This is a genomic window from Streptomyces sp. NPDC004658, assembly GCF_040609555.1.
In the GTDB taxonomy this organism is placed as follows: domain Bacteria; phylum Actinomycetota; class Actinomycetes; order Streptomycetales; family Streptomycetaceae; genus Streptomyces.
Genome location: NZ_JBEXKG010000014.1, coordinates 76,913 through 87,281, shown reverse-complemented (window position 1 = coordinate 87,281; position 10,369 = coordinate 76,913). Strand labels below are relative to the sequence as shown.

Sequence of the window (10,369 nt, the reverse complement as noted above, 5' to 3'; positions counted from 1 at the left end):
GGGCACCCAGCCCCCGCCGGGCCGCGCCCGCAGGCCCCGGACGCGCCGCCCCCTCTTCGTCCCGTTCGCCACGGTCACCGCCGCGGCGGCGCTCGTCGTCGCCTCCCTCTTCGCGGTCCAGGCGCACCGCACCGAGGACCGGCTCGCCGCCGAGCGGACCCGGGCGCGTGAGATCGCCCACGTTCTGGCCGCTCCGGACGCCCGCGCGGTGAGCAGTGAGGACGCGCGCGGCCGCAGTATCGGAGTAATCGCTTCCGCCTCCGAGCGGGAGGCCGTCGTCACCCTCAGCGGGTACGGCACCCCGCCCGGCGGCCGCGTACACCAGCTCTGGCTCATGCGGCCCCGGGTGCAACCGCGCTCCCTGGGCCTCCTCGCGGGCGACACGCCCTTGGTCGCCAAGGGGCTCGACGCCTCCTCGACGTCACTCGCCGTGACCGTCGAGCCTGACGGAGGATCAGCGCAGCCCACCGGTCAGCCCATTGTCCAACTCACCCTGAAATCGGTCGGATTCGGAGAGTAGTCAAAGGTGGGTGATCAACCCCCTTACGGGGAAGGTGAATCCTGTGGCCGAGATACACGCGTGCCCCACCGGGACGATAGGGTTACCCTGCCCGGGCCGGGTGGACTCGTACGGGTGGGGAGTGACATGGAGCAGATAACAGTGCGCAGCAGGGCCAGGATCCCTGCGATCACCTGCGGGAGCAGTGCGACCAGTTCGCGGCTCGACCGCCATCTGTCGGTGCTGGCGGGTCCCGCCATACCGCAGCGGGAGACGGTCGAGGCGACGTCGCTGATGCGCGAACTGACGGCGCGTGACTCCGTGCGCCAGCGCAGTGACCGGGGCACGCGGATCGGCCGCGTCTCCCTCTTCGCGCCGCTGCGCCGGCTGCGCCGTTCGCTGTTCGGCGGTCACTGACCGCTTCGCAGGGCCCCCTGACCCCGAGCAGGGGTGCCCGCGCTCAGGCCGCCACACCGTCCCGGCGCAGCGCTGCGATCTCGTCGTCCGTCATCCCCACGGCACGCAGCAGCGCTCCGGTGTGCTGTCCGAGCGCGGGCACGTCACCCATCCGTGCCTCGTCCCCGCCCGGCAGCGTGATGGGAGGCAGCAGCGCCTTCAGCGGCCCGGCCGGCGACCCCACCTGACGCCACCGCTCCCGGGCCGCCAGCTGCGGATGCTCCGCCAGTTCGCGCACGTCCCGCAGCCGGGCACACGCGATGCCCGCCTTCTCCAGCCGGGCCAGTGCCTCCTCCGCGTCCAGCACCGCCAGCGCCCCCGCCACCAGGGCGTCGGTCCGCTCCCGGTGCGCCACCCGCGCGGCATTGGTCGCGAACGCCGGGTCCGTGCCCAGTTCCGGGCGGCCCATGACCTGTTCCGCGAGCCGTCGCCACTCCCGGTCGTTCTGCACCGACAGCAGCACCCGCCCACCGTCCGCCGTCTCATAGGCGTCGTACGGCGCGATCACGGCGTGCGCGAGCCCGGTGCGGGCCGGCGGCTCCCCGCCGTGCAGCGCGTGGTGCAGCGGATGGCCCATCCACTCGGCGAGCGCCTCCAGCATGGACACCTCCACCGGCCCGCCCCGCCCGGTCGTCCCGCGCCGCACGAGCGCGGCCAGCACACCGGAGAACGCGTACATGGCCGCCGCGATGTCCGCCGCCGGGATGCCCGCCTTCACCGGCCGCTCCGGCGTCCCGGTCACCGACACCAGCCCGGCCTCGCACTGCACCAGCATGTCGTACGCCCGCTTGTCCGCGTACGGCCCCGAGCCGCCGTAGCCCGAGATGTCCACGGCGATCAGCCGCGGGTGCGCGGCGCACAGGGTGGCCGCGTCCAGGCCGAGCCGGGCCGCCGCGCCGTGCGCGAGGTTCTGCACGAACACGTCCGCGTCCGCGACCAGCCGCCGTACGACGTCCAGGCCGCGCGGGTCCTTCAGGTCCAGCGCGATGGACTCCTTGCCGCGGTTGCACCACACGAAATGCGAGGCGAGACCGCGGGCCGCCGTGTCGTAGCCGCGCGCGAAGTCGCCGCCGTCGACCCGCTCCACCTTGATGACCCTGGCTCCCAGATCGGCGAGCTGCCGGGTCGCGAAGGGCGCGGACACGGCCTGTTCGACGGCGACGACGGTGATGCCGTCCAGCGGCAGCGGGAGATGATCCATGGGGTGGATGATCTCCCCTGACCGGCGGCTTTGTCAGCAGTGCGGGCTCACCCGGTCCGTGCGTACCTGCGCACGGCGAGCGGCAGGAACACCGCGGTCAGGGCGAGGCTCCAGGCGAGTGACCCGGCGACCGGATGGGCCACCGGCCAGGCGGCGCCCTCCGGGACGGGCGCGTTGCCGAAGAGGTCCCGCAGGGCGGTGGTCACCGCGCTGATCGGGTTCCACTCGGCGAGCGCGCGCAGCCAGCCCGGCAGGTTGCCGGTCGGGATGTACGCGTTCGACAGCAGCGGCAGCACGAAGGAGGAGGCGCCGAGCTGCCCGGCGGCGTCCTCGCTGCGGGACAGCAGACCCAGGAGGATCCCGGCGCAGGTGCACGCGAACCGGAAGAGCAGCAGCAGCCCCACCGCACCGGCCGCCCCGGCCGCGGATCCCTCGATCCGCCAGCCCACCGCGAGCCCGGTCAGCAGCAGCGGCACCGTCCCGACGGTCGTGACGAGGAGGTCGGCGACGGCCTGCCCGAGGGGGACCGCGGCCCGGCTCACCGGCATGGTGCGGAACCGGTCCATGACGCCCCGGTGGGTGTCCTGGGCGGCCTGGAACATGCCGGTCATCAGCCCGCCGGCGGCGGTCGCGACGAGCAGCCCGGGGACCAGGAAGGAGCGGTACTCGCGGCCGGGCACCGCCAGGGCGCTGCCGAAGACGTAGCCGAAGAACAGCAGCATGTTGACCGGCATCAGCTGGGTCAGGACCGCCAGGCCGGGGTTGTTGCGGACCCGGCGCAGCTGCCGGCCCGCCATCGCCAGTCCGTCGTACGCCAACGCGCTCACGCGGCACGCTCCCCGGTGCCGGCGGGCTCACCGGTGAGCCGCAGGAAGACGTCGTCGAGGGTGGGCGGCCGGATGCTGGCGTCCAGCAACGGCACACCGGCCGCGTCCAGCTCCCGCACCAGGCGGGGCAGCGTGAGCGTCGGATCGGTGGTGACCGCGCCGACCGCGCCGCGCTCCCGGTCGAACACCGGCTCGCTGCCGGTCAGCCGGTCGAGCACGGCCGCCGCCCGGGTCAGCGCGCCGGCGTCCGCGACGACCGCCTCCACCTGCGACCCGATGAGCGCCTTCAGCTCGGCGGGCGAGCCGGTGTGGGCGACCCGGCCCCGGTCCACCAGGGCGATGTCGTCGGCCAGTCGGTCGGCCTCCTCCAGGTACTGGGTGGTCAGCAGCACGGTCGTGCCGTCCGCCTTCAGCTCGCGCACCGCCTGCCAGATGCGGGCGCGGCTGGCCGGGTCCAGTCCGGTGGTCGGCTCGTCCAGGAAGAGCACGTCGGGACGGCGCAGCAGGCTCGCGGCGAGGTCCAGCCGGCGCCGCATGCCGCCCGAGTACACCGCCGCCTTCCGGTCCGCCGCCTCGGTCAGCCCGAAGCGCTCCAGCAGTTCGTCGGCGCGTGCGGCCGGCCCGCGCACCCGGTGCAGCCGGGCGAACAGCCGCAGGTTCTCCCGGCCGGTGAGGTCCCCGTCGACGGAGGCGTACTGGCCGGTGACCCCGATCCGGCGCCGCACGGCAGCGGCCTCCCGCACGAGGTCGTGCCCGGCGATCCGCGCCGAGCCCCCGTCCGGGCGCAGCAGCGTGGTCAGCAGCCGCACCGCCGTCGTCTTCCCCGCCCCGTTCGGGCCCAGCAGCCCGCAGACCGTGCCCTCGGCCACGGCGAGGTCGAACCCGCGCACGGCCCGTACGGCGCCGAAGCGCTTCTCCAGACCTTCACTAAGTACAGCGTACGTAGTCGTCATGCCGGGACCATATCGCACTCCGTACGGTGTACGTAACTAGGATGGTGGCCGAGGTGATGAGCGATGGCAGTCCGAGGGGCCGTTCCCGAAGTGATCTGGGCACGCCCCGAGCGCGCCGGACGGGGCCCGAAACCGGCGTACACGCGCGACGACATCGCCGCCGCCGCCGTCCGGATCGCCGACGCGCGGGGGCTCGACGCGGTGTCGATGCGGCACGTCGCGGCCGAGCTGGGCTGCGGCACCATGTCGCTGTACAACTACGTCCCCCGCAAGGAGGACCTGCACGAGCTCATGGTGGACGCGGTGAGTGCGGAGCACGAGCTGTGGGAGCCCAGCGGCGACTGGCGCGACGACATGCGCCGCGTGGCCCGCCGGACGCGTGAGCTGATGCACCGGCACCCGTGGCTGCCGCGCCTGATGTCCCCCGTCCACGGGTTCAGCCCGCACGCCCTGCGCTACCTGGAGCACTGCCTGGCCTGCCTGGACCCGCTGGAGGCGGCGTACGGCACCAAGCTGGAGCTGATCGCGATGCTCAACGGCGTCGTGACGACGTACGTCCGCAACGAACTCGACACCGCCGAGCGGGCCCGTGCCCTGCCGTGGTCGCAGGACGAGGAGAACGCGGTCCGCATCGACTACCTGGGCCGCCAGATCGCCTCCGGCGCCTACCCGCGCATGGCGGCGGCGTTCAGCGAGGACCCGGGCCCGGTCGACCTGGAGGCGGTGTTCGAGCGGGCGGTGGAGCGGGTCCTCGACTCCTTCGACCACGCACGGCGGAGCCGGTGAACCACGAGCGCGCCCGGCGCCAGCTGGACCTGATCGCAGGGGTTCTGGAGGCCGCCCGGGCCGACGGCGTCCCGCTGTGGCTGCGCGGCGGCTGGGCCGTGGACTTCTGCCTGGGCGAGGTCACCCGGGACCACGGGGACATCGACTGGTTCGCCTGGGCGAAGGACGCGGCGCCGCTCGCCGCCACCCTCGCCCGGCTCGGCCACACCCCGGTGCCCGGGCCGCCCGCCGACCTCCAGCTGGACTTCGTCAAGGACGGGCTGGAGAGCAGCTTCACCCTGGTCGACCGGGACGCGCGGGGCCGGGTGACCGTCGCCGGCGGGCCCTGGGCCGGTACCCCCTGGCCGGATGGGCTGCTCGGTGCCGAACCCGGCCGGATCGGTGCACTGGAAGCGCCGATCGTCGATCCGCGCGTCCAGATCGAGATCAAGCGCATGATGCCGGTCTGGGACCCCTCCCGGCCCCGCCGCGCCAAGGACGCCGGGGACATCGCCCGGCTGGAGGCCGCCCTGCGCCGGCGGACGAGCGGCTAGAGCAGCGCGAACTGCCCGTCCGGGCCCTCCTCGTGGTGGTCGAGGACCGAGGCGGGGCGGCGGGAGGACTCCGGCACCGGCAGGACGCCCGCCTCCCGCAGCTCGGCCGCCGTGACCGGTGACGTCACCTTCAACTCGTCACGCACGGGCCGCAGTTCGGCCAGCAGGGCGAGGACCGTGATCAGCTCCAGCAGCTCCGACGTCCAGGACTGCGGCCAGGTCGCGGGACGGATCGCGGCGAGCGTGCCCGGCTCGGCCGGCGCGGTGCGCACCGCGAACCAGCTCTCCAGGACCCGTGCCCCGGCCACCTCGTAGTCCCAGGCCTCGGGCGGGACCGGGGAGATACGGCCCTCGTCCAGGTGCAGGGTCTCCTCGTCGCGGTCGTAGTGCAGGGTGAGCGGACGGCTCGGCAGGGGCGCGCGGACGTACGGGCGCCGTCCGCCCGGCAGCCGGGGGCGCTCGCCGTCCCGGCGCATCAGCCACAGCGCCCGGCGGCCCACCTCCACGCCGGCCGCCCACAGTCCGGGGTCGTCGGTGAGGGGGACGGTGAGGCCGGGACCGGCCGCCATGAGGATCCAGGCGAGCACGTCCGGTGCGGAGGGGCGCGTGCCGAGACGGGCCGTCAGATGGTCCAGCAGGCCGGGGGCGAGGTTCGGTTCCGTGCCGCCGGGGCGGCGGTAGAGCGGGCGGACGCGGCCCGGGCGCAGCGTGGGCAGCAGCGCGGTCGCCAGCAGTGGGGCGTGGGCGTCGCCCGTCTCGACCGTGAACACCTGTCGCGCGTCCGCCACCCGCCACAGCTCCGGGCGGGCCGTGTCGATCAGCCGGTGGTCCGGGATCAGCCACTGCTCGTCGAAGGGGGCGGCCAGCACCCGCACCGGCTCCGGGCAGGGCCCCTCGGCGCGCGCGAGCCGCTCGGTGCCGGCGGGGGAACCCGGCAGCTGGCCCACCGCCGACTGGAGCGTACGGGCGCGGGTCGGCTCGAACAGCGCCTCCCGGTCCGGGCCCTCGGCCTTCAGCAGCGCGTCCCAGCGAGCCCTCAGCGAGGCCGGGTCCGGTGCCGTCGGCCAGGCGCGGCCCGGCCGCAGCGGTGCGACGGACCACGGCATGAGGTCCGCCAGCAGCGGAGCGTCGTCGTGCGTCACGCACGGCATGCTACGACAGCGGGTGGCGCCCCCGAAGGGCGCGAGGAACCGCGCTGTCGGCCACCGCGGCCCCGCGGACGACGGACGGCCCCCGCTGAGGCGGCGGAGCGCTCACGCGTCGAGCGTGACGGTGAACGAGAAGCGGTCGCCCCGGTAGTGGATGACCGCCACGTCCAGCACCCGGCCGCCGCTGTCGTACGTGACCCCGGTGTAGTGCAGGATCGGGCTGAGCAGCGGCACGTCGAGCAGCCGGGCCGTCTCCGGGTCGGCGAGCCGGGCCTCCACGGTGTCCGTGATCCGGCTGATGTCCGCCTTGACCACGTCCCGCAGCACCTTGGTCATCGGCCAGCGGACCAGGTCGTCCGGGTCGATGCCCTCGGCCAGTTCGGGGCGGACGTGGTTGACGGCGTGGTTGGTCGGCTCGCCGGTCTTCTCGTCGCTGCGCAGCCGGTGGTACGCCGCCACCTCCGCCAGATCCGGGAAGTACTCGGCGAGCCCGGCCGGCACCGGCACCCGACCGTGGTCGAGCAGCTCGGTCATCATCCCGGACTGCTGGGCCACGATCGCGTCCACCGAGCCCAGCAGCCGCACCGGGGCCCCGCGCCGCGCCCCCGGTTCGATGAACGTGCCGCGCCGCCGGTGCCGGCTGATCAGGCCCTCGTCCTCCAGCTCCTTCAGCGCCTGCCGCATGGTCAGCACGCTCACCCCGTAGTGCTCCGCCAGCCGTTCCTCGGTGGGCAGGCGCAGCGGGGCCTCGGGGGAACGGCCCAGTATCGAGGCGCGCAGCGACTGCGACACCTGATACCACAGCGGCAGCTTGCGGTTCAGGACGATCGAATCCGGGGCGAAAGAGGTCACGCGGCTATCCGTACCTGGCGAAGAACGTTCGGCGCAACGGCGGCGGTCAGCCCCTGAAGTGCCGCTCCAGTCCCTGCCACACGTCGTCGTAGCGCTGCTGGAGGTGGTCGGCGCCTGCCGCCTGCGGGGTGAGCGTCACCGGCCAGCGGGTCTCGAACATGAACGCCAGCCCGTCGTCGAGCTTCTGCGGCTTCAGCTCGGCCGCGCTCGCCCGGTCGAACGTCTCCCGGTCGGGGCCGTGCGCCGACATCATGTTGTGCAGCGAGCCGCCACCGGGCACGAAGCCCTCCGCCTTGGCGTCGTACGCGCCCTCGATCAGGCCCATGTACTCGCTCATCACGTTCCGGTGGAAGTACGGCGGCCGGAAGGTGTCCTCTCCCACCAGCCAGCGCGGCGCGAAGACCACGAAGTCGACGCCGGCCAGGCCCGGGGTGTCCGACGGCGAGGTCAGGACCGTGAAGACGGAGGGGTCCGGGTGGTCGTAGGAGATGGTGCCGATCACATTGAACCGGCGCAGGTCATAGACGTACGGCACATGGTTGCCATGCCAGGCGACCACGTCCAGGGGGCTGTGGTCGTAGGTCGCCGTCCAGAGGTTCCCGCAGAACTTGTTCACCACCTCCACCGGCCCCTCGACGTCCTCGTACGCCGCCACCGGCGCCCGGAAGTCCCGGGGGTTGGCGAGGCCGTTGGCACCGATCGGGCCGAGGTCGGGCAGCCGGAAGGGCGCCCCATAGTTCTCGCACACATAGCCCCGGGCCGACTCATCGAGCAGCTCCACACGGAAGCGCACCCCACGGGGGATCAGCGCGACATGGCCGGGCTCCACGTGAAGCCGGCCGAACTCGGTGTGCAGCAGCAGCCCGCCGCGCTCCGGAACGATCAGCAGCTCGCCGTCGGCGTCGGAGAAGACCCGCTCCATCGAGGCGTTGGCGTGGTACAGGTGCACGGCCATGCCGGTGCGCTGGGTCGCGTCGCCGTTGCCGCCCAGCGTCCACAGACCGGCCAGGAAGTCGGTGCCGGCCGGGGGCTCGGGCAGCGGGTTCCAGCGCAGCCGGTTGGGGTCGGGCACCGCCTCGGTGAAGGGCGCCGTGCGGATCGCGCCGTTGCCGGTGCGGGTGAACGCCGGGTGCGCGGCCGAGGGGCGGATGCGGTAGAGCCAGGAGCGCCGGTTGTGCGCCCGCGGCTCGGTGAACGCCGTACCGCTCAGCTGCTCGGCGTACAGGCCCAGCGGCGCGCGCTGCGGCGAGTTGCGGCCCTCGGGCAGGGCGCCCGGTACCGCCTCCGAGGCGTGCTCGTTGCCGAACCCGGTCAGATACGACAGCCCCTCGGCGGTCTTCCGTGCTCCCCCACGCTCGAACACGCTCGCGCGGGAGGTGCCGCCATCGCTCATCATCGCTCCTTGTGCTCCCGATTCCTATGCATCACCGTAGGAATGAGCGGAGGTCCGCGCAAGAGGGAGCGTGATCCTCCCTCCGGGGTAGGGCCGGAACCAGACTTGAGGGGGATCCGCGGCGCCGGGGCGCTGCTCTACGCTCCCCGTCATGTCGTGGACGAAGTGGACGCGTGGGCCCCTCGCCGCGCTCGCGGTGTGCGTCCTGCTGCCGCTCGGAGCGGCGGCCTGCACCAGCGGTGAGGCGCACGGGGGAACGACCGTCTCGCCGTCGCCCGTGGGGGAGGTCCTGGACGACACCGACGAGACCGGGCGCAATCTGCGCGAGGTGCCCCAGCGGGACGCCCCCGAGGTCGCCGTCGAGGTGACCCCCGACTCGGCCGGCGGCTGGGACGTCCGGCTGACCCTCCGCCACTTCCGGCTCTCCGCGCCCGGCACCCGGCCGGCCGCGGCCATCGGCCGCGGGCTCGCCCACCTGTTCGTCGACGGCCACCGGGTCGCCCGGCTGCGCACACCCGCGTACCACCTGGCCGCCGACCGCGTCCCGCACGGCACCCACCACATCACCGCCCGCCTGTACGCCGACGACGGCACGGTGTGGGCCGTCCGCGGCAAACCGGTCCAGAGCACCGCCGACATCACGGTGTCCGACGCGGAGACGGGCACGGGGTGAGCGCCGGCCGGAACGGCGCCCCCGGCAGATGAGTGCACGGGCCACCCGTCTCCGTACTGTGGGGGGAGGTTCACCGGACCCCGGCGGAAAGGCATCATGAAGCCCGTGCCCCACGCGACATCGCTCCGCCGCGCGCCCGTCCAGCGGCGCAGCGCCGAACGGCTGACCAGGATCCTGGACGCCTGCGCCGAACTCCTCGACGAGGTCGGCTACGACGCCCTGAGCACGCGCGCGGTCGCGCAGCGCGCGGGCGTGCCCATCGGCTCGGTCTACCGCTTCTTCGGCAACAAGCGGCAGATGGCCGACGCCCTCGCCCAGCGCAACCTGGAGCGGTACACCGAGCGTGTCACCGAGCGGCTGAGGAAGGCCGGCCAGGAGGACTGGCGGGCCGCCATGGACGCCGTCCTGGACGAGTACCTGGGCATGAAGCGCACGGCGCCCGGCTTCTCCCTGGTGGACTTCGGCAACCAGATCCCGGTCGGCTCCCGTCACACCGAGCCCAACACCCGGGTCGCCGACCGGCTCACCGACCTGCTCGCCGGCTATCTCGGCCGCACCCCCGACACGGACCTGCGGCGGGTGTTCCTGGTCGCCGTGGAGAGCGCCGACGCCCTCGTCCAGCTGGCCTTCCGGATCGACCCGCAGGGCGACGAGGCGGTCATCGCGGAGACCCGGGAACTGCTCCGGGCGTACCTGGCGCGCGTACTGGACTGAGGCGCGGCCGACCGAAGCGGTATGCCGTCCGGCGGTGCGGCCGGGGGTCCGGTGCGGGGGAGCGGTACGGGTCGGCCGGGTTGGTGTCTGGTGGTCGGTGGGGGTGGGTCGGCGTGCCGCCCGGGGGTCCGGTGCGGGGGAGCGGTATGGGTCGGCCGGGTTGGTGTCTGGTGGTCGGTGGGGGTGGGTCGGTGTGCCGCCCGGGGGTCCGGCGGGGGAGCGGTATGGGTCGGCCGGGTTGGTGTCTGACGCCCGGTGCCGCTGGATCAGCTTGTCGCCCGGGGGTCCGGTGCCGGGCGGTTGGAGTACCGCCCCGCACCCGACGGACTGGTCC

Annotated in this window: 12 protein-coding genes; 6 read left to right on the top strand and 6 right to left on the bottom strand. The window is 73.9% G+C overall.

Features of this window, described 5'->3' with window-relative positions; genetic code table 11:
* Together ABZV94_RS08495 and ABZV94_RS08490 are read left to right on the top strand one after the other, a co-directional pair.
* On the top strand, positions 1-520 hold a 520-nt coding region (locus tag ABZV94_RS08495), incomplete at its 5' end, for an anti-sigma factor (protein ID WP_356338551.1).
* A 126-nt stretch (positions 521-646) separates the two neighbouring features.
* Positions 647-916: a hypothetical protein gene (locus ABZV94_RS08490; protein WP_356338548.1), complete on the top strand. Its 270-nt coding sequence runs from the start codon at positions 647-649 to the stop codon at positions 914-916.
* A gap of 43 nt (positions 917-959) precedes the next feature.
* On the opposite strand, the gene ABZV94_RS08485 is transcribed toward ABZV94_RS08490, so the two are convergent.
* The 3 genes from ABZV94_RS08485 to ABZV94_RS08475 are packed head-to-tail and all read right to left on the bottom strand — an operon-like array spanning position 960 to position 3,936.
* A complete protein-coding gene (locus ABZV94_RS08485) occupies positions 960-2,156 on the bottom strand; it encodes a CaiB/BaiF CoA-transferase family protein (RefSeq protein ID WP_356338546.1) in 1,197 nt (398 codons plus the stop codon).
* A gap of 47 nt (positions 2,157-2,203) precedes the next feature.
* Complete coding sequence (locus ABZV94_RS08480; RefSeq protein WP_356338544.1) at positions 2,204-2,983, bottom strand: ABC transporter permease; 780 nt, start codon at positions 2,981-2,983, stop codon at positions 2,204-2,206.
* The gene (locus ABZV94_RS08475) at positions 2,980-3,936 is read right to left on the bottom strand and encodes an ATP-binding cassette domain-containing protein (RefSeq protein ID WP_356338542.1); all 957 of its coding nucleotides are present in this window, start codon (positions 3,934-3,936) and stop codon (positions 2,980-2,982) included. The genes ABZV94_RS08480 and ABZV94_RS08475 overlap by 4 nt, the downstream gene beginning before the upstream one ends.
* Positions 3,937-3,999: 63 nt before the next feature.
* Between ABZV94_RS08475 and ABZV94_RS08470 the strand changes: the two genes are divergently transcribed.
* Together ABZV94_RS08470 and ABZV94_RS08465 are read left to right on the top strand one after the other, a co-directional pair.
* The gene (locus ABZV94_RS08470) at positions 4,000-4,722 is read left to right on the top strand and encodes a TetR/AcrR family transcriptional regulator (protein ID WP_356338540.1); all 723 of its coding nucleotides are present in this window, start codon (positions 4,000-4,002) and stop codon (positions 4,720-4,722) included.
* Positions 4,719-5,255, top strand: a complete 537-nt coding sequence (locus ABZV94_RS08465; RefSeq protein ID WP_356338538.1) for an aminoglycoside adenylyltransferase — start codon at positions 4,719-4,721, stop codon at positions 5,253-5,255. Before ABZV94_RS08470 ends, ABZV94_RS08465 begins: the two co-directional genes overlap by 4 nt.
* On the opposite strand, the gene ABZV94_RS08460 is transcribed toward ABZV94_RS08465, so the two are convergent.
* From ABZV94_RS08460 to hmgA, 3 genes are all read right to left on the bottom strand, one after another.
* A complete protein-coding gene (locus ABZV94_RS08460) occupies positions 5,252-6,406 on the bottom strand; it encodes a type ISP restriction/modification enzyme (RefSeq protein ID WP_356338535.1) in 1,155 nt (384 codons plus the stop codon). The two genes, ABZV94_RS08465 and ABZV94_RS08460, sit on opposite strands and share 4 nt — an antisense overlap.
* Before the next feature lie 102 nt (positions 6,407-6,508).
* The gene (locus tag ABZV94_RS08455; protein WP_356338533.1) at positions 6,509-7,255 is read right to left on the bottom strand and encodes a GntR family transcriptional regulator; all 747 of its coding nucleotides are present in this window, start codon (positions 7,253-7,255) and stop codon (positions 6,509-6,511) included.
* A 46-nt stretch (positions 7,256-7,301) separates the two neighbouring features.
* On the bottom strand, positions 7,302-8,648 hold the full coding sequence (gene hmgA, locus ABZV94_RS08450; protein WP_356338530.1) for a homogentisate 1,2-dioxygenase: 1,347 nt from the start codon (positions 8,646-8,648) through the stop codon (positions 7,302-7,304).
* Positions 8,649-8,799: 151 nt separating this feature from the next.
* Between hmgA and ABZV94_RS08445 the strand changes: the two genes are divergently transcribed.
* Both ABZV94_RS08445 and ABZV94_RS08440 read left to right on the top strand, forming a co-directional pair.
* The gene (locus tag ABZV94_RS08445) at positions 8,800-9,321 is read left to right on the top strand and encodes a hypothetical protein (RefSeq protein WP_356338528.1); all 522 of its coding nucleotides are present in this window, start codon (positions 8,800-8,802) and stop codon (positions 9,319-9,321) included.
* Positions 9,322-9,417: 96 nt separating this feature from the next.
* Positions 9,418-10,035, top strand: coding sequence for a TetR/AcrR family transcriptional regulator (locus tag ABZV94_RS08440; RefSeq protein WP_356338526.1), 618 nt, complete (start codon positions 9,418-9,420; stop codon positions 10,033-10,035).
* Positions 10,036-10,369 lie beyond the last annotated feature (334 nt).

Coding starts and splice junctions, on each gene's coding strand:
- ABZV94_RS08490 (WP_356338548.1), top strand. CDS start 647: ATGGAGCAGATAACAGTGCGCAGCAGGGCCAGGATCCCTGCGATCACC.
- hmgA (WP_356338530.1), bottom strand. CDS start 8,648: ATGAGCGATGGCGGCACCTCCCGCGCGAGCGTGTTCGAGCGTGGGGGA.
- ABZV94_RS08460 (WP_356338535.1), bottom strand. CDS start 6,406: ATGCCGTGCGTGACGCACGACGACGCTCCGCTGCTGGCGGACCTCATG.
- ABZV94_RS08470 (WP_356338540.1), top strand. CDS start 4,000: ATGGCAGTCCGAGGGGCCGTTCCCGAAGTGATCTGGGCACGCCCCGAG.
- ABZV94_RS08440 (WP_356338526.1), top strand. CDS start 9,418: ATGAAGCCCGTGCCCCACGCGACATCGCTCCGCCGCGCGCCCGTCCAG.
- ABZV94_RS08445 (WP_356338528.1), top strand. CDS start 8,800: ATGTCGTGGACGAAGTGGACGCGTGGGCCCCTCGCCGCGCTCGCGGTG.
- ABZV94_RS08485 (WP_356338546.1), bottom strand. CDS start 2,156: ATGGATCATCTCCCGCTGCCGCTGGACGGCATCACCGTCGTCGCCGTC.
- ABZV94_RS08475 (WP_356338542.1), bottom strand. CDS start 3,936: ATGACGACTACGTACGCTGTACTTAGTGAAGGTCTGGAGAAGCGCTTC.